Source organism: Variovorax boronicumulans (assembly GCF_030812215.1).
Taxonomy (GTDB): Bacteria; Pseudomonadota; Gammaproteobacteria; order Burkholderiales; family Burkholderiaceae_C; genus Variovorax; species Variovorax boronicumulans_C.
This window is the reverse complement of sequence record NZ_JAUSSG010000006.1, coordinates 192,038-208,226: the sequence shown is the minus strand read 5'-3', so window position 1 is coordinate 208,226 and position 16,189 is coordinate 192,038. Positions and strand designations below refer to the sequence as shown.

The 16,189-nt window shown below is 66.4% G+C and carries 17 protein-coding genes; 7 read left to right on the top strand and 10 right to left on the bottom strand.

Features of this window, described 5'->3' with window-relative positions; translation table 11 throughout:
- Positions 1-54 precede the first annotated feature (54 nt).
- Positions 55-2,157, top strand: a complete 2,103-nt coding sequence (locus J2W23_RS17600) for a transketolase family protein (RefSeq protein ID WP_307649631.1) — start codon at positions 55-57, stop codon at positions 2,155-2,157.
- A 60-nt stretch (positions 2,158-2,217) separates the two neighbouring features.
- On the top strand, positions 2,218-3,219 hold the full coding sequence (gap, locus tag J2W23_RS17595) for a type I glyceraldehyde-3-phosphate dehydrogenase (protein ID WP_176661173.1): 1,002 nt from the start codon (positions 2,218-2,220) through the stop codon (positions 3,217-3,219).
- A gap of 68 nt (positions 3,220-3,287) precedes the next feature.
- On the opposite strand, the gene J2W23_RS17590 is transcribed toward gap, so the two are convergent.
- The 3 genes from J2W23_RS17590 to J2W23_RS17580 are packed head-to-tail and all read right to left on the bottom strand — an operon-like array spanning position 3,288 to position 4,853.
- On the bottom strand, positions 3,288-3,884 hold the full coding sequence (locus tag J2W23_RS17590) for a hypothetical protein (RefSeq protein WP_176661174.1): 597 nt from the start codon (positions 3,882-3,884) through the stop codon (positions 3,288-3,290).
- 30 nt (positions 3,885-3,914) lie between these two features.
- On the bottom strand, positions 3,915-4,484 hold the full coding sequence (locus tag J2W23_RS17585; protein WP_176661175.1) for a hypothetical protein: 570 nt from the start codon (positions 4,482-4,484) through the stop codon (positions 3,915-3,917).
- Positions 4,485-4,544: 60 nt separating this feature from the next.
- Positions 4,545-4,853 (bottom strand): putative quinol monooxygenase, encoded by a 309-nt coding sequence (locus J2W23_RS17580; protein WP_176661176.1) that lies wholly within the window; start codon positions 4,851-4,853, stop codon positions 4,545-4,547.
- 116 nt (positions 4,854-4,969) lie between these two features.
- On the opposite strand from J2W23_RS17580, the gene J2W23_RS17575 reads away from it, so the two are divergent.
- Positions 4,970-6,298 (top strand): Nramp family divalent metal transporter, encoded by a 1,329-nt coding sequence (locus J2W23_RS17575; RefSeq protein WP_307649630.1) that lies wholly within the window; start codon positions 4,970-4,972, stop codon positions 6,296-6,298.
- A gap of 15 nt (positions 6,299-6,313) precedes the next feature.
- Here J2W23_RS17575 and J2W23_RS17570 read toward each other — a convergent pair whose 3' ends face one another.
- From J2W23_RS17570 to J2W23_RS17560, 3 genes are all read right to left on the bottom strand, one after another.
- The gene (locus J2W23_RS17570; protein ID WP_307649629.1) at positions 6,314-6,649 is read right to left on the bottom strand and encodes a protealysin inhibitor emfourin; all 336 of its coding nucleotides are present in this window, start codon (positions 6,647-6,649) and stop codon (positions 6,314-6,316) included.
- Positions 6,646-7,713 carry a M4 family metallopeptidase gene (locus tag J2W23_RS17565; RefSeq protein WP_307649628.1) on the bottom strand — a complete coding sequence of 356 codons (1,068 nt, stop codon included), beginning with the start codon at positions 7,711-7,713 and terminating at the stop codon, positions 6,646-6,648. The genes J2W23_RS17570 and J2W23_RS17565 overlap by 4 nt, the downstream gene beginning before the upstream one ends.
- A gap of 86 nt (positions 7,714-7,799) precedes the next feature.
- Complete coding sequence (locus J2W23_RS17560) at positions 7,800-8,720, bottom strand: LysR family transcriptional regulator (protein WP_176661180.1); 921 nt, start codon at positions 8,718-8,720, stop codon at positions 7,800-7,802.
- Positions 8,721-8,833: 113 nt separating this feature from the next.
- Here J2W23_RS17560 and J2W23_RS17555 point away from each other — a divergent pair, with 113 nt between their 5' ends.
- The 3 genes from J2W23_RS17555 to J2W23_RS17545 all read left to right on the top strand — a co-directional run bounded on the left by J2W23_RS17555 (position 8,834) and on the right by J2W23_RS17545 (position 11,397).
- Positions 8,834-9,928, top strand: coding sequence for a tartrate dehydrogenase (locus J2W23_RS17555; RefSeq protein WP_307649627.1), 1,095 nt, complete (start codon positions 8,834-8,836; stop codon positions 9,926-9,928).
- Between the two features lie 68 nt (positions 9,929-9,996).
- Positions 9,997-11,007 (top strand): tripartite tricarboxylate transporter substrate binding protein, encoded by a 1,011-nt coding sequence (locus tag J2W23_RS17550; protein WP_373423951.1) that lies wholly within the window; start codon positions 9,997-9,999, stop codon positions 11,005-11,007.
- A gap of 99 nt (positions 11,008-11,106) precedes the next feature.
- Positions 11,107-11,397: a YciI family protein gene (locus J2W23_RS17545; protein ID WP_176661183.1), complete on the top strand. Its 291-nt coding sequence runs from the start codon at positions 11,107-11,109 to the stop codon at positions 11,395-11,397.
- Between the two features lie 22 nt (positions 11,398-11,419).
- Here J2W23_RS17545 and J2W23_RS17540 read toward each other — a convergent pair whose 3' ends face one another.
- Positions 11,420-12,475, bottom strand: coding sequence for a pirin family protein (locus J2W23_RS17540; protein ID WP_307649625.1), 1,056 nt, complete (start codon positions 12,473-12,475; stop codon positions 11,420-11,422).
- Positions 12,476-12,629: 154 nt separating this feature from the next.
- Positions 12,630-13,052, bottom strand: a complete 423-nt coding sequence (locus tag J2W23_RS17535; protein WP_176661185.1) for a VOC family protein — start codon at positions 13,050-13,052, stop codon at positions 12,630-12,632.
- Between the two features lie 173 nt (positions 13,053-13,225).
- Here J2W23_RS17535 and J2W23_RS17530 point away from each other — a divergent pair, with 173 nt between their 5' ends.
- A complete protein-coding gene (locus tag J2W23_RS17530; protein ID WP_307649624.1) occupies positions 13,226-14,833 on the top strand; it encodes a CYTH and CHAD domain-containing protein in 1,608 nt (535 codons plus the stop codon).
- Here the strand turns inward: J2W23_RS17530 and J2W23_RS17525 are convergent.
- Both J2W23_RS17525 and J2W23_RS17520 read right to left on the bottom strand, forming a co-directional pair.
- On the bottom strand, positions 14,830-15,675 hold the full coding sequence (locus J2W23_RS17525; RefSeq protein WP_307649623.1) for a DUF6216 family protein: 846 nt from the start codon (positions 15,673-15,675) through the stop codon (positions 14,830-14,832). The genes J2W23_RS17530 and J2W23_RS17525 overlap by 4 nt on opposite strands.
- A gap of 12 nt (positions 15,676-15,687) precedes the next feature.
- Complete coding sequence (locus J2W23_RS17520; RefSeq protein ID WP_176661188.1) at positions 15,688-16,164, bottom strand: FKBP-type peptidyl-prolyl cis-trans isomerase; 477 nt, start codon at positions 16,162-16,164, stop codon at positions 15,688-15,690.
- Between the last annotated feature and the right edge of the window lie 25 nt (positions 16,165-16,189).

The window sequence follows — 16,189 nt, the reverse complement described above, 5'->3', positions numbered from 1 at the left end:
CGCGGGTTCTCCCGACCCCAACCCTTTCCTTTTCCCTCCGAAAGTCCACCGCACATGGCAAACCACGCCCTGATGGCCAACGCAATCCGCGCTCTGGCTATGGATGCCGTCCAACAAGCAAATTCCGGGCATCCCGGTGCACCGATGGGCATGGCCGACATGGCCGTCGCACTCTGGGGCGATCACCTTCGCTACAACCCGGCCAACCCGCACTGGTTCGACCGCGACCGCTTCGTGCTCTCCAACGGCCACGCCTCGATGCTGCTGTACTCGGTGCTGCACCTCACGGGCTACGACCTGCCGATCGGTGAGATCAAGAACTTCCGCAAGCTGCACAGCAAGACCGCCGGCCACCCCGAAGTCGACGTGACCCCCGGCGTGGAAACCACCACCGGCCCGCTGGGCCAGGGCATCACCAATGCCGTGGGCTTCGCGCTCGCCGAGAAGCTGCTCGCGGCCGAATTCAACCGCAAGAGCCACGACATCGTCGACCACCACACCTACGCCTTCCTGGGCGACGGCTGCATGATGGAAGGCATCAGCCACGAAGCCTGCGCCCTTGCCGGCGCCTGGCACCTGAACAAGCTGATCGCGCTGTACGACGACAACGGCATCAGCATCGACGGCCAGGTGAAGCCCTGGTTCGTCGACAACACCGAAGAGCGCTTCAAGGCCTACGGCTGGAACGTCATCGGCCCGATCGACGGCAACGACGCCAAGGACGTGTCCAAGGCCATCGCCAAGGCGAAGAAGGAAGCATCGAAGCCCACGCTGATCATCTGCAAGACGACCATCGGCAAGGGCAGCCCGAACCGCGCGGGCACCGCCAAGGCGCATGGCGAGGCGCTCGGCGCCGAGGAAATCACCCTCACCCGCGAAGCCATCGGCTGGCCCTACCCCGCCTTCGAAATCCCGGCCGAGGTGTATGCCGACTGGGACCACAAGGACGCCGGCGCCAAGACCGAAGCCGCCTGGAACGAGAAGTTCGCCGCCTATGCCGTGGCCTTCCCTGACCTCGCCGCCGAGTTCACCCGCCGCATGAAGGGCGAGCTGCCCAAGAACTTCCACCAGGTCGCCTTCGACACCGTGGTCGCAGCCCACACCAAGGGCGAGACCGTTGCCAGCCGCAAGGCCAGCCAGCTCGCGCTGGAAGCCTTCACAGCCGCGCTGCCCGAAATGCTCGGCGGCAGCGCCGACCTGACCGGCTCGAACCTCACCAACACCAAGAGCACCGCCGCCCTGCGCTTCGATGCGAAGACCGGTGCCGTGGTCATGAACGTGCCGGCCGTCCCGGCCAAGCAAGGCGCCGAAGACGAAGCCAAGCCCGAAGCCCCGGCCGAAGTGCCGCACGGCACCATCGGCCGCCACATCAACTACGGCGTGCGCGAGTTCGGCATGGCGGCCATCATGAATGGCGTGGCGCTGCACGGCGGCTACATCCCCTACGGCGGCACCTTCCTCACCTTCAGCGACTACAGCCGCAATGCCATCCGCATGGCCGCGCTGATGAAGCGCCGCGTGATCCATGTGTTCACGCACGACTCCATCGGCCTCGGCGAAGACGGCCCGACGCACCAGTCGATCGAGCACGCGGCCTCGCTGCGCCTCATTCCGAACCTGGACGTCTGGCGTCCGGGCGACACGGCTGAAACCGCCGTGGCCTGGGCCGTGGCGCTGCAGAACCAGTCGCGCCCGACCGCGCTGCTCTTGAGCCGCCAGAACATCGCCTACGCGCCGAAGAGCGAGCTGGGCGATATCAGCCGCGGTGCCTATGTGCTGTCCGAACCCGAGACCGTGGGCCTCAAGAGCAAGAAGACGGCCGCCGTCATCATCGCCACCGGCTCCGAAGTGCCGCTCGCGCTGGCTGCCCAGAAACTGCTGGCCGACAAGAAGATCGCCGTGCGCGTGGTGTCGATGCCCTCGACCACCACCTTTGACCGCCAGGACGTCGCCTACAAGAAGGCCGTGCTGCCGAAGAAGATTCCGCGCATCGCCGTCGAAATGGGCTGCACCGGCGGCTGGTGGAAGTACGGCTGCGCGGCCGTCGTCGGCATCGACACGTACGGCGAGTCGGCACCGGCACCGGACCTGTTCAAGCATTTCGGGTTCACGGCAGAGAACGTCGCCGCCACCGTGGAAGCGGCGCTTCGGGACTGATCGTCCCCAGCGTTTCTTCCCCGTTCGATCACAAGTTTTTCAACCTTAGGAGCAAGTCAGATGGCTATCAAACTCGGTATCAACGGCTTCGGCCGCATCGGTCGCAACGTGCTGCGCGCAGCGGTGCAGAACTTCAAGAACGACATCGAGATCGTTGCCATCAACGACCTGCTCGAGCCCGACTACCTTGCCTACATGCTCCAGTACGACTCGGTGCACGGCCGCTTCAAGGGCGAGGTCACGGTCGAAGGCAACACGCTGATCGTCAACGGCAAGAAGATCCGCCTCACGCAAGAGCGCGACCCGTCGCAGCTCAAGTGGAACGAAGTCGGCGCCGACGTGGTGCTCGAATCGACCGGCCTCTTCCTCACGAAGGAAACGGCGCAGAAGCACATCGACGCGGGCGCCAAGAAGGTGATTCTCTCGGCACCGTCGAAGGACGACACCCCCATGTTCGTCTTCGGCGTGAACGACAAGAAGTACGCCGGCGAAGCCATCGTCAGCAACGCCAGCTGCACCACCAACTGCCTGGCCCCGCTGGCCAAGGTGCTGAACGACAAGTGGGGCATCAAGCGTGGCCTGATGACGACCGTGCACGCCGCCACCGCCACGCAGAAGACCGTGGACGGCCCGAGCAACAAGGACTGGCGCGGCGGCCGCGGCATCCTGGAAAACATCATTCCGTCGTCGACGGGTGCGGCCAAGGCCGTGGGCGTGGTGATCCCCGAGCTCAACAAGAAGCTCACCGGCATGAGCTTCCGCGTGCCGACCTCCGACGTGTCGGTGGTCGACTTGACGGTCGAGCTGGTGAAGGAAGCCACGTACAAGGAAATCTGCGCCGAGATGAAGGCGCAGAGCGAAGGCGCGCTCAAGGGCGTGCTGGGCTACACCGAAGACAAGGTCGTGGCCACCGACTTCCGCGGCGACCCGCGCACCTCGATCTTCGACGCCGAAGCCGGCATCGCCCTGGACGGCACCTTCGTGAAGCTCGTGAGCTGGTACGACAACGAATGGGGCTACTCGAACAAGTGCCTCGAAATGGTGAAGGTCGTGTCGAAGTAAGAAGGCTTCGCGGCTTCAATGAAAAACGCGCCCTCGGGCGCGTTTTTCTTGGACAACCGAAAGGGCGCTCAGCGCAACTTTTCGTTCCTGCGGATCTCGCTCGCCAACTGGTTCGCCACGTCGGCCGATGCACGCTTGGCCGACAGCGCGAGGTCGTGCTTGAACTCGCTGAACTCCGCCGCGCCCTTGCCGGTCGCCTTGACGCGGGTGACTTCGACGCCCGCCGAATCGGTGACGGTGCACGCGATCTCGGTGCTGAAGTCTGTCGGCGGCCAGGTGAGGACGGATGAGGAACTCGAGTTGGTCGTGATCACCGGCGTGAACACGAACGCGGCCCCCGACGCCTTGACCGCATTGGCATCGGCCGCCGAGTTGATGACGACCACGTCCTGGTAGACCGCCCGCAGCGCGTCGCGGATCGACTTTTCCAGGTCGCGGTACGGGTAGTAGCTGATGCGGTCGCCGCCACCGCCGGGCGTGATCGCCTGCTTGGCGCGATCGGCCTCGGTCATGGCGTAGGCCACCTTCTTCTGCACCAGGTACGCATCGACGCGCTGCGGAGGCGCAGCGTCGGTGCTCAGCGAGATCGGATGCGCGCAGCCTGCGAGCACCGCGGCGGCAGCCAGTGCCAGGACGATGCGAAAGGTTCTGGAAACGACGGACATGATGGGTCTTCCTTCTTCGTTCGGATGGCCTCAGGAGCCGATGGCGGCAGCGAACTGCGGATCGGTGTAGACCTTGCCGAGCAGCGCGCGAACGAGCGTCGGGTAGGCCGTCTGTCCGGCCGGAATGGCCACCATGCCTGCGAAGCTGGACTCGAAGCTGATGTTGGCCTTGTAGGTTTTCTTCAGCCGCTGCACACCTTCGCGCGTGACTTCGATCTCGACGGTCATCACGCCCGATCCGGTGGAGATGTTCCCCACGCTGACGTCGTTTTCGAGGATGCGCGCATCGAGCCGTGTGCGCGACTTGGCGTCGTAGGCGGAGACTTCCTTCAGGTCGCGGACGATCGCGTCCTCGAGGTACTTGGCGAAGGTGCCGCTGGGGGAGTCGAGCCGGGTTCCGCGCAGCGAAATCCGGTTGACGGACGCATTGGGATCGGTCGGCTGAACCTTGACCACCGCGATGGTGGAAGGCTTCGCGGCCTTGAGCTGGTCAAGGGCCGCGTAGTCCGGCGAATAAGCCGGTGCCTTGGGCGATGCGCAGCCCGTCGCCAGGACGGCCAATGCGCAGATGACAACGCCAAGCAGGCGGGTGGTTGCCATGTTCCTTCTCCTCCAGAGTTGTTTGGAGGCGCGACAGTAACATGGCGTAAACCTTTTTTCTCAGACTGGTTCGAGCACGTGAATCAGCTTGCTCTCCACCAGCTCCCTGGTCTTCTCGCCATGGGCCTTCATGTGCGGCGCGACGGCATGCGCCTGCAGGTGCGCGAGCGTTTCCCACTTCTCGATCACGACAAAGGTATCGGCGCCGAAGCTGGCCTTCGACGGGGGAACGCCTTGCGCATCGACCGTCGCGCCGTACTCGATGCAGCCTTCCTCGGCCAGCACGGCCGCGCGATTTTCGGCAAAAGCTTCGAGCAGCTTGGCGCGTTGGCCGGGCTTGGCGGTGATGACAGCGACTACGTGAATCATTGGAATGCTCCGGGTGGTGTGGATGGTTGTCGGGTTGCGAGCGTCGAATCTAAAAGATCGGCCGCCTCGGCGCAGGTCTCGCACGAGACCCGTGGCCCCACCCTATCATCGCGCGCATGTTCTTCCCGCTCCCCCGCACGGCGACCGCGCCCTTCTGCCCCTCCGAAGTCAAAGGCAGCGTGGCGGTCCCGCAGGACCTGCCTTTCGGCAAGAAGCTCTTGCGCTACGCGGGCCCGGGCCTGCTGGTTTCCGTGGGCTACATGGACCCGGGCAACTGGGCGACCGACATCGAGGCGGGCTCGCGCTTCGGCTACGGCCTGCTCTTCGTGGTGCTGCTCGCGAGCCTTGCGGCGATGCTGCTGCAGACGCTGTGCGTGCGGCTCGGGCTGGTCGCGCAGAAAGACCTGGCGCGCGCCTGCCGCGAACACTACTCGCCGCGCGTGAACCGGTTCCTCTGGCTCGGCGCCGAGCTGGCCATCGTCGCTTGCGACCTTGCCGAGGTGCTGGGCAGCGCGCTCGCATTGCACCTCTTGTTCGGCGTGTCCATTCCGGTCGGCATCGCCATCACCGCCTTCGACACGCTGCTCGTGCTCGGCCTGCAGGGCGCCGGCTTCCGGCGCGTGGAGGCCATCGTGCTCGGGCTGGTGGGCACCATCGCGGGCTGCTTCGTGGTTGAGCTCGCGATGTCGCAGCCCAACTGGTTCGGCGTGGCGATGGGCTTCGCGCCCAGCTTCGAGCGGCTGCAGCAGCCGGGTGCGCTGTACCTTGCGATCGGCGTGGTCGGTGCCACGGTGATGCCGCACAACCTGTACCTGCATTCGTCCATCGTGCAGACGCGGCTCATCGCCGACACCGATTCGGCGCGCCGCGAGGCGGTGCGCTTCTGCACGTTCGATGCGGTGGTGTCGCTGTCGCTCGCGCTGCTGGTCAACGCGGCCATCATGGTGCTGGCGGCCAGTGCCTTCCACGCCACCGGCCACCAGAACGTGACCGAGATCGACGATGCCTACCGGCTCATCGAACCCATCGTCGGCAGCGCGTTCGCGGCCACGCTGTTCGGCATCGCGCTGCTGGCCTCGGGCCAGAGCTCGACCTTCACCGGCACCATCGCGGGCCAGATCATCATGGAAGGTTTTCTCGACCTGAAGATCCCCTGCTGGCAGCGCCGCCTGCTCACGCGCGCGCTCGCGCTGGGGCCGGCGTTCCTCGGCGTCTGGTGGTTCGGCGATGGCGGCGTGGGCAAGATGCTGGTGCTCAGCCAGGTGGTGCTGAGCTTCCAGCTGCCGTTCGCGATGTGGCCCTTGATCCGCTTCACGAGCAGCCGCGACATGATGGGCGGCTTTGCCAACGGCCCGGTGGTCAAGCTGCTGGCCTGGGGCCTGTTCGGCGTGATCGGTGCGGCGAACGTGTGGCTGATCGGCTCGGTGATCCTCGGCAAGGGCTGAGGCCGAAGCTGCAGCTCAGCGGCGCTTGCCCGCATCCTTCCAGAGATGCACCAGCGCCGGGGGCGCCTCGGTCTCGGGCACGTCGAAGCTGACCGAGCTGGCGGTGGCCGTGTTCTCCATCACCACCTCCACGCGGTAGACGCGCTGGTCGCCGCCCGGCGATGTGGCGCTGCTCTCCTCTGCATGCGGCGCGGCGCTTTGCAGCGCGTCGTCGATCTGCTGGCGCAGCGCTTCTGTGCAGTCGCCCAGCTGAAAGCTGCGTGGCCGCGAGAGGCCCGGCAAGTAGGCGATGCCGCCTTCGCGCGTCACGCGCACGATGGTGGCGTCGTTCAGGGGTGGCAGGTGGATCATGATGCGGTGACTCCCACGGTGTTCCATGCGGCGATGACCGCCTTGTGCGCCGCGCTGCCGGGGCTGAAGCGCCTGGCGGCGGTGCTCACGGTCAGTTCGGCAAAGGCGGCGAAATCCGCGTCCCGTTTCAACCGGCGGTCGCACACGGTGTCGTACCAGATGCGCCCGGCCGTCTCCCACGCGGGCCCGTCGATGGCGGTCGCGGCGAGGTAGAAGGCGCGGTTCGGAATGCCGGAGTTGATGTGCACGCCGCCATTGTCCTGCCGCGTGACGACGATGTCCTTCATGTGCGCGGGCTGCGGGTCCTTGCCGAGCACCGGATCGTCGTAGGCGGTGCCGGGCTCGGCCATCGAACGCAGCGCGCGCGCCTTCACCGTCTCCTTGAAGAGCCCCGCGCCCACCAGCCAGTCGGCCTGCTGCGCGGTCTGGTTGAGGACGTGCTGCTTGACGAGCGCGCCGAACACGTCGCAGATCGATTCGTTGAGCGCGCCCGACTGGCCTTGATAGATCAGGCCCGACTCGTGATCGATCACGCCGTGCGTGAGCTCGTGGCCGATGATGTCCACCGCGATGGTGAAGCGGTTGAACACCTCGCCGTCGCCATCGCCGAACACCATCTGCGTGCCGTTCCAGAAGGCGTTGTCGTAGTCGTTGCCGTAGTGCACGCTGCCCGTGAGCGGCATGCCCGCGCCGTCGATGGAGTCGCGCTCGTAGATGTCGTGGTACAGGCGCCAGGTGGCGCCGAGGGCGTCGTAGGCCTCGTCGACCGCAAGGTCCTTGCTCGCGGCCTGGCCTTCGGAGCGGACGAGCTTGCCGGGCAGTTGCGTGGTGTTGCCCGCGTCATGGATCTTGCGTTCGGGCGAGGTGCGCTTCGCATACGGCGGCGAGGGGCTCGACGACACCTGCGGCGCGAGAAATTCGCGCAGCCCGCGGTGCTCGCGATCGAGCATCAGCGTGTTGGCCGCGCGCGCGCTGACCGGCGCATCGGCGTGCGCCGCGAGCCGGTCCAGCAGGTACGGAGGTACGAAGCTGGGTGGCAGGATCGGTGGCGGGCGAAGCGGCATGAGCGGTTCTCCGATAGGCGTTCAGCGATGAAAAATACGGTAGCAGAAAGCCGCAGACCCGGGTCGCGGAAGTCTCTCTGCAGATGTCACCGGATGCTGCCCGCCTCCAGCGCCGTTGCGATGAAGTCAACGAAAGCTCTCACGCGTGCCGAGAGCTGATGACGTTGGGGGTACACCGCGTAGATGTCGGCGTCGGGCGTGCGGTAGTTGGCCAGCACCTGCACCAGCCGGCCGCTGCGCAGGTACCGCGCGATGTCCCACTCGGCGCGCATCAGGATGCCGTGTCCGTCGAGCGCCCAGTTGACCGCGATCTCGCCGTCGTTGGTGCTGAGCGCGCCGCGCGTCTTGATGGCCTCGGTGTGCTGCGCGGCGCCGCGGCCCGAACTCAGGCGCCACACGCCGTAGGCCTCGTCGCCCTGCCGGATGCCGATGCAGCGGTGGCGCGCGAGGTCGTGGGGCACCTTGGGCTGGCCGGCGCGCGCGAGGTAGGCGGGCGAGGCGCACAACAGGCGTCGGTTCGATGCGATGCGCCGCGCGATCACGCGCGATTCGGGCGGCGCGCCGAAGCGGATGCAGACATCGAACGCGTCGTCCGTGAGCGGTGGCGGGTTCACCGAAAGCTGCAACTGCACCTCCACCTCCGGGTGCTTGCGCGCGAACTTCGAGATCAGCGGCGCCACATGGCTGCGCCCGAAGCCCAGCGTCGCGTTCACGCGCAGCAGCCCGCGCGGCTCGGCCTTCGCCTCGCCCAGCAGCTGCGCCATGTCGTCGATCGCACCGAGGATGCCGCGCGCATGTTCCACATAGAGCTCGCCTTCCGGTGTGAGGCTCATGCGCCGCGTGGTGCGGTTCACCAGCGTGACGCCGATGCGCGCCTCCATCTGCGCGAGCCGCTTGCTTACCGCCGGTGTGCTGATGCCCAGTTCGCGCGCCGCGGCGCTCAGGCTGCCGCAGGCCGCGAGCGTGGAGAAGAAGCCGAGTTCGGCGGGCTGGATCGGTGATGCCATGGGCGATCCGATTGTTGAACTGAGGTTAAGGATGGATTCACTTCAGGCGTGAATCGTTCGGCGCGTCGAATCCTACAGTGGCCGTTCCCAGAAGCAATCCATGAAGGACGACGATGAGCAGCAGCTACAGCATTGCCACCATTCCCGGCGACGGCATCGGCAAGGAAGTGATCCCGGCCGGACGTGAAGTGATGGAGGCGCTGGCCGCGGCCTCCGGCGGCGCGTTGCACTTCACGTTCGAAGATTTCGGCTGGGGCGGCGACTGGTATCGCGCGCACGGCGAGATGATGCCGGCCGACGGCCTGGAGGCCCTCCGCGGAAAAGACGCGATCCTCTTCGGCTCCGCGGGCGATCCGCACATTCCCGACCACATCACGCTCTGGGGCCTGCGCCTGAAGATCTGCCAGGGCTTCGACCAGTACGCCAACGTGCGGCCCACGCGCATCCTGCCGGGCATCGACGGTCCGCTCAAGCGCTGCGCGCCGGGCCAACTCGACTGGGTGATCGTGCGCGAGAACTCCGAGGGCGAATACGCCGGCGTCGGCGGCCGCGTGCACCAGGGCCATCCGATCGAGGCCGCGACCGACGTGAGCATGATGACCCGCGCGGGCGTCGAACGCATCATGCGGTTCGCCTTCAACCTCGCCCGTTCGCGGCCGCGCAAGCTGCTCACCGTGGTCACCAAGAGCAATGCACAGCGCCACGCGATGGTGATGTGGGACGAGATCGCACTGCAGATCTCGAAGGAATTCCCCGACGTGGCATGGGACAAGGAGCTGGTCGACGCCTGCACCGCGCGCATGGTCAACCGGCCCGCCTCGCTCGACACCATCGTCGCGACCAACCTGCATGCGGACATCCTCAGCGATCTCGCGGCGGCGCTGGCCGGCAGCCTGGGCATCGCGCCCACCGGCAACATCGACCCGGAGCGCCGCTACCCGTCGATGTTCGAGCCCATCCACGGCTCGGCCTTCGACATCATGGGCAAGGGGCTGGCCAATCCGGTCGGCACCTTCTGGTCGGTCGTGATGCTGCTCGAACACCTGGGGGAAGCGGAGGCGGCGCGCCAGGTGATGGAAGCGGTGGAGCACGTCACCGCAAACCCTTCGCTGCACACGCGCGACCTCGGCGGCAGCGCCACCACAGAGCAGGTGACGCGCGCCGTGTGCGAGCACATCGCGGGCACGCGGCAGCGCCTCGCAGCCTGATTTCCTTTTGCAGTCGCAGCGCGCCTCGAAGCGCGCGGGCACCACCACAACAAGCCGGAGACAAGACCATGACAGCTTTCACTTTCACTGTGGGCACGCATCGGCGTCGCACGATGCTCCGGGCCGGCGCGATGGCGCTGGGCCTGGGCGCCGCCGGGTTGGCGTTCGCGCAGCCGGCGGCATGGCCGGCGCGGCCGATCAGCCTTGTCGTGCCGTTCCCGGCCGGCGGCACCACCGACGTGCTGGCGCGCGCGCTGGCCGACAAGCTCTCGCAGTCGCTCGGCCAGCCCGTGGTGGTCGAGAGCAAGCCCGGCGCGGGCGCAACCCTCGGCGCCGACTACGTTGCGAAGGCCAAGCCCGACGGCTACACGTTGTTGATGGGCGCGGTGCACCACACCATCGCGACCAGCGTCTACAAGAAGCTGCCGTACGACTTCCAGAAAGACCTGGCACCCATCACCGTCGTGGCAATGGTGCCGAACGTGCTGGTCATCAACCCGGCCAACACACCCGCCAAGAACGTGGCCGAACTGATCGCGCTCGCCAAGGCCGCGCCCGACAAGCTCGCCTACGGCTCCAACGGCAACGGCACCGCGCAGCACCTGATCGGCACGCAGTTCCAGGCCAGCACCGGCACCACGCTGCTGCACGTGCCCTACAAGGGCAGCGGCCCGCTCACCACCGACCTGCTCGGCGGGCAGGTGGCGATGTCCTTCGACACCATCACGCCGGTGCTGCAGCACATCAAGGGCGGCAAGCTGCGCGCGCTGGCCGTGACCACGGCGCGTCGCTCGTCGGTGCTGCCCGACGTGCCCACACTGGAGGAAGCGGGCCTCAAGGGCTTCGACATCGGCACCTGGTTCGGCGTGCTCGCGCCGGCCGCGACACCGAAGGATGTGGTGGCACGGCTCAATGCCGAGATGGTGAAGATCATCAAGTCGCCCGATTTCGCGCAACGCATGCAGGCCATCGGCGCCGAGCCGCTGGGCGGCTCGCCGGACGACATGGCCCGGCAGATCCGCGAGGAAACGGCCAGATTCGCGAAGTTGGTGAAAGAAGGTGGCGTCGCCATCGAATAGGGTGCCGGCGCGCCGTTACGCGCGCGCACACACTGGCGGTTCGGGTACCCCGCCGAGGCCATAGGATCGGGGCTTCCGTATTCACCCGCCATCCTGCACATGTTCATCGTCACCCTCACCTACACCCGCCCCCTCGAAGAAGTCGATGCGCTGATGGACCCGCACATGGTGTGGCTCAAGAAGCACTATGAGAGCGGCCTGTTCGTGGCCTCGGGCCGGCAGGTGCCGCGTACGGGGGGCGTGATCTTCGCGCGGTCGGGCGACCGCGAGGCGCTGCAGGCGGTGCTCGCGCGCGACCCGTTCGTGCAGGGCGGTGTGGCGCGCGTGGACGTGACCGAGTTCGTCCCCAGCATGACTGCCCCGAGCATCGAGGCGCTCAAGACGTTCTGACCCCAGAACGTCTTTTTTTCGCTCAAGCCCCCGGCACTTCCTCGCGCCCGCCCGGATGCCGCGCAAAGCGCGCGGCCTTGGCGTCGTGCACCGGCGCCGAGTCGTTCCACGGCCAGCCGCCGAATTGTGTGCGGCGGTAGTCGGCCATGGTCTGGCTGATCTCGGCCTGCGTGTTCATCACGAAAGGCCCGTACTGCGCCACCGGCTCGGCGATCGGGCGGCCCTGCAGCACGAGGAACTCGCTCTCGTCGTCGCCGTTGACCAGCTCGACGGCCGCATCCGCGCGCAACTCGACCGCGACGGGGCCGGTGATGCGTTCGCCGCCGATCTGCGCCGCCCCACCCTTGAAGAAATAGAGCATCCGCCGCGTGCCTTCGCCCGTGGCGGCCGGCAGCGTCCATTGCGCGCCGGGCGTCATCTTGATCGTCCAGATCGCCACGTCGGCATCGGCCTGTGCGGCCCATGACGCGGGCGGCGGCGCGAGCGGCTGGATCGGGTCTTGTCCGTTGACGGCGTCGCCGAGCCGGCCGGCGATGACGGCGACATCGGTGCGGCCGCCCTTCGCGTCGTCCGAGGCGAAGCGCGGAATTGCTTCCGACCAGAACATCGTGAAGTGCGGCTCGGCCATCTTGTTCTTCGCCGGCAGGTTGAGCCAGATCTGGAACAGCTCCAGCGGATTGGGTGCGCCCGCATCCAGCAGCGGGAACATCTCGGAATGCACGATGCCCTTGCCGGCCGTGAGCCACTGCACGTCGCCGCCGCCGAAGCGCGCGGTGGCGCCCAGCGAGTCGGAGTGATCGACCAGGCCCTTGCGCACGATGGTCACTGTCTCGAAGCCGCGGTGCGGGTGCGAGGGAAAGCCCGGCACCGTGTCGCCGTGGTACATGCTCCAGCCGTCCTTGCGGCTGAAGTCCTGGCCGATCTGGCGGCCGGCCAGCGAGGCCTCGGGGCCCATGTGCCCGTTGGCCTTCGGGTAGGCGTCGTCGTGATAGACGCAGAACAGGAACGGGTCGATCGTCTGCCACGGGAAGCCGAGCGGCTTGACCTGGACGACGGGGCTCTTGTTGTTGTCGGACATTTCGATATTCCTTTGCATGGGGGGCTCGGCCGATGATGCCGTGCCAGTGCGAGGAATATCGGGGCGCCGCCGCCTTCCGGTAGGGGCCTTGCCTGCAACAGTGAAGAGCGCGTATGGAACGATGGGCATCGCTCTTGTCCTCCCGCCCGCGGCGTTACGTGTTCTGGTGAGTCACGACGGCGTTGGGGTCCATGTACATCAGCTCCCAGAGGTGGCCGTCGATGTCCTGGAAGCCGTGGCCGTACATGAAGCCGTAGTCCTGCGGTTCGCGCGGCGTGGTGCCGCCGGCGGCCACTGCCTTGGCCACCAGCGCGTCGACCTCGGCGCGGCTCTCGCACGAGAGGCACACCAGCACCTCGGTGCTCTTGCTGGTGTCGGTGATGCTCTTGGTCGTGAAGGTCTTGAAGAAGTCCTCGACCAGCAGCATCGCGTAGATGCTGTCCTTCTCGATCACCATGCACGCGGCATTCGCGTCGGTGAATTGCGGGTTGAAGGTGTAGCCCAGCGCGGCGAAGAAGGTCTTGGTCTTCTCGAGGTTCTTGACGGGGAGGTTCACGAAGATCTGCTTGTTGGCCATGGTGTTTCCTGTGTCGATGAAGGGTTGGATCTTGAGGTTTGCCGACGTCTTGTGTACGCCGTCCACAAAAGATATCAAAGAAAATGGACGGTGTCCACATGATTTTTCGGATCTTTGTTTTTGCCCGGTCTCGCCCTTGGGGATTGCGCCCAGGCCGAAGGAGGCGGGGCATCATGGCCGCCATGGAAATCGAGTTCAAGTTTCAGATCCCGGCCGACCGGCTGAAGGCCGTCGAGACCGCGCTGCGGCGCGGCACCGTCGTGCGCACCCGCCTGCAGGCGCGCTATTTCGACACCGCCGACCAGGCACTCGCCGCCGAGGGCATCGTGCTGCGGCTGCGCAAGGAAGGGCGGCGCTGGGTGCAGACCGTCAAGGCGACCGGTGACAACGCGCTGCACCGGCTGGAGCACAACGTCGACCTCGGCAGCGCCGCCACAGGCGGTGCGTTGCCTGCCATCGACCCGCAGCGCCACCAGGGCACGCCCGTGGGCGACCGGCTCGCCAAGGTGCTGGCCGCGAGCGGTGCGCCGCTGGTCGAGCGGCAGTCCACCGACATCGTGCGGCTCACGCGCGACGTGCGCGTCACGGGGGCCGGCGGCGCGGTCGTGGAAATGGCGCTCGATGTCGGCAAGGTCGTCGCTTGCGCGGGGACGCCCGACGAGGCCGAATCGCCCGTGTGCGAACTGGAACTCGAACTCAAGCGCGGCGATGTGCAGGGGCTCGTGGCGCTCGCGCGCCGGTGGTCGCAGCAGCACGGGCTGTGGTTCAGCACCGTGTCCAAGGCCGAGCGCGGCGCGCGGCTGCTGGCGAAGGTCGAGGTCGTGCCGGCAGTGAAAGCCGAGACACCGCGCTTTCGCGAAGGCAAGGACAAGCTCGACGGCCGCACGATCCAGCAGGCCGTCGTCGCGTCGTGCCTCGCACAGATGCTGCCCAACGCCAGCGAAATCGCCGCGGGCAGCACGGACGAAGAGCAGATCCACCAGCTGCGCATCGGCATCCGGCGCCTGCGCACCGCGCTGCATGAGCTGGCGGGGCTCGATGCGGGCAGCGGCCTTTTCGACGCGACCGGATGGGAGCCGCCGCTCGTCGACGCCTTCCGCGCGCTCGGCGATCTGCGCGATCGCGAACAGGTGGTGAAGCTGGCGCAGCCGCAACTGCGCGAAGCGGGCGCGCCGGAGTTCGATCCGCTGGCGGGCGGCGATGCGGCGGCCGATGTGCGGTCGCCCGGCGATGTCGTGCGTGCGCCGGCGTTCCAGTCGGTGCTGGTTTCGCTGATCGGGTTCACCGCGGCAGCGCCGTCGGAAGATGTCGCGCCGAAGGCCATCGACGCCGAAACCCCTCCGACGCCGACCCCGTTGAGCCTCAACGACGCCCGCCGGCTCCTGCGCAAGCGCCTTCAGCACCTGCACAAGCAGTCAGTGCGCGACGGCAAGCGTTTCGAGTCGCTCGACACCGAAAGCCAGCACCGCGTGCGCAAGCGGCTCAAGCGCCTGCGCTACCTCGCCGAGTTCGTCGCGCCGCTGTTCGATGCGCAAGGAGAGTCGTCCTCCTCAGTGGCCGAGCGCTACCTGAAGCACCTGCGCCCCGCGCAGGACGCGCTGGGCGAGTTCAACGACGAGGCCGTCGCGCTCGCGCTCTATCGCGAAGCCACGGCGCGCGATGGGCGCGCGTGGTTTGCGGTGGGTTGGTTCAGCGCGAGGCATGTGGTGCATGCGAAGGCATGCCGCAAGGCGCTGGGCGGGATCGAAGAGGCGCCTCGGTTCTGGAAGAAGGGCAGTTAGTCGCCGAATGCGAGATGGAGTTGCGTCCCAGAGACCGATGGGTCGATGCGGCGCTTCGCCAGCTTGTGCGCCGAGAACCCTGATGCCCATGAGAAAAAGCTCATCCAGGCCAGAACCACCAGGATCACAAGCAACTTGGCGAATTCCCAACGCTGCTCATTGAGCGCGGCCCTCAGATAGGACGGCGTATCGTGCGCCTTGAGCACACCACAGAGAATTTCGACCTCCTGCGTAGTAAACGTGGTCCGTGCCTCGTTCACGTCGGAGGGCTTGGAACAGTCGGCGGCCTTCAATGGGGAAGGTCCAAAGGGAATCGCAGACCCAAGCGATCCCAGCGCCGATGTCGTCGCAAAGAAATACCGGTCGGTTGCGTTGACCTTCATCAACGTCTTGTCGAAGAAAAGAATTCCAGCGCTGGTGACTGCAAAAAACACGCATAGCAGCAGCCGAGCGCCCCTCAAGCCAAGCGCCCATTTGGAGGGCAAGTCCTCTACTCGGATTCGACGGAGGTCCGGATCAAACAGGTCGCCGCACAGACGCAGTCTGTACATCTGTACGTCATTGGACTTTGTCCAGTCGATGAGTTGGTGGGCCCTTTCCAATGAGGAAACCGGCACTCCCGCAAGCATGCGGAATGAAAGCAAGCTGGCTTCGTCTTCCACGAATGCTCGAACCTTTGGATCGGCGATTTCTTGCTTGCCGTGCACCAACTGCCACAGCCTGCGAACCACAACCTGTCGGGAGCCCGCTCGGTAGATCGCCCAGCCAAACGCCGCCGCGATCAGAAGGGGCACGGCCAGACTGAAAGATTGGGCGAGGTTCGAAACAGTTGCTGAATCCATCTGCAGCGCAGGTCAGTGATGGTGTCCGTGCGCACCATGTACATGCCGATGCTCAATCTCTACCGGCAGCGCCGCACGCACGTCCGTCACCTGCAGGCTGAACTTCAGCGCCTTGCCGGCCCACGGATGGTTGCCGTCGAGCAGCACGACCGGGCCCTTGATCTTGGTCACGGTGAAGACGTGCTCGGTGCCGTCGTCGAGTCGGCCCTGCAGTTGCCCGCCCACTTTCACGCCCGGCGGGAATTCGGTCTTGGGGATGGTGCGCACCAGCGCCTCGTCGCGCTGGCCGAAGGCGTCTTCGGGGGAGAGATTCAGAACGGTCTGGTAACCCTTTTCCTTGCCGTCGAGCGCTTCCTCGATCTTGGGCAGGGTGTTCTCGTAGCCGCCATGCAGGTAGGCCATCGGCTCGGGACTGGCTTCGATGAGCTTGCCCTGGGCGTCGGAGACTTTGTACTTGATGGTGACGACGGTGTCTTTTTCGATTTTCATGCGGGCATTTTCTGTGGAAACCGAT

Bases quoted from the DNA above. Each gene is read 5' to 3' on its own strand.
- J2W23_RS17530 (WP_307649624.1), top strand. From the start codon at position 13,226: ATGGCCGCCATGGAAATCGAGTTCAAGTTTCAGATCCCGGCCGACCGG.
- J2W23_RS17600 (WP_307649631.1), top strand. From the start codon at position 55: ATGGCAAACCACGCCCTGATGGCCAACGCAATCCGCGCTCTGGCTATG.
- J2W23_RS17565 (WP_307649628.1), bottom strand. From the start codon at position 7,713: ATGCCGCTTCGCCCGCCACCGATCCTGCCACCCAGCTTCGTACCTCCG.
- J2W23_RS17520 (WP_176661188.1), bottom strand. From the start codon at position 16,164: ATGAAAATCGAAAAAGACACCGTCGTCACCATCAAGTACAAAGTCTCC.
- J2W23_RS17575 (WP_307649630.1), top strand. From the start codon at position 4,970: ATGTTCTTCCCGCTCCCCCGCACGGCGACCGCGCCCTTCTGCCCCTCC.
- J2W23_RS17540 (WP_307649625.1), bottom strand. From the start codon at position 12,475: ATGTCCGACAACAACAAGAGCCCCGTCGTCCAGGTCAAGCCGCTCGGC.
- J2W23_RS17580 (WP_176661176.1), bottom strand. From the start codon at position 4,853: ATGATTCACGTAGTCGCTGTCATCACCGCCAAGCCCGGCCAACGCGCC.
- J2W23_RS17555 (WP_307649627.1), top strand. From the start codon at position 8,834: ATGAGCAGCAGCTACAGCATTGCCACCATTCCCGGCGACGGCATCGGC.
- gap (WP_176661173.1), top strand. From the start codon at position 2,218: ATGGCTATCAAACTCGGTATCAACGGCTTCGGCCGCATCGGTCGCAAC.
- J2W23_RS17545 (WP_176661183.1), top strand. From the start codon at position 11,107: ATGTTCATCGTCACCCTCACCTACACCCGCCCCCTCGAAGAAGTCGAT.
- J2W23_RS17525 (WP_307649623.1), bottom strand. From the start codon at position 15,675: ATGGATTCAGCAACTGTTTCGAACCTCGCCCAATCTTTCAGTCTGGCC.
- J2W23_RS17585 (WP_176661175.1), bottom strand. From the start codon at position 4,484: ATGGCAACCACCCGCCTGCTTGGCGTTGTCATCTGCGCATTGGCCGTC.
- J2W23_RS17570 (WP_307649629.1), bottom strand. From the start codon at position 6,649: ATGATCCACCTGCCACCCCTGAACGACGCCACCATCGTGCGCGTGACG.
- J2W23_RS17535 (WP_176661185.1), bottom strand. From the start codon at position 13,052: ATGGCCAACAAGCAGATCTTCGTGAACCTCCCCGTCAAGAACCTCGAG.
- J2W23_RS17560 (WP_176661180.1), bottom strand. From the start codon at position 8,720: ATGGCATCACCGATCCAGCCCGCCGAACTCGGCTTCTTCTCCACGCTC.
- J2W23_RS17590 (WP_176661174.1), bottom strand. From the start codon at position 3,884: ATGTCCGTCGTTTCCAGAACCTTTCGCATCGTCCTGGCACTGGCTGCC.
- J2W23_RS17550 (WP_373423951.1), top strand. From the start codon at position 9,997: ATGACAGCTTTCACTTTCACTGTGGGCACGCATCGGCGTCGCACGATG.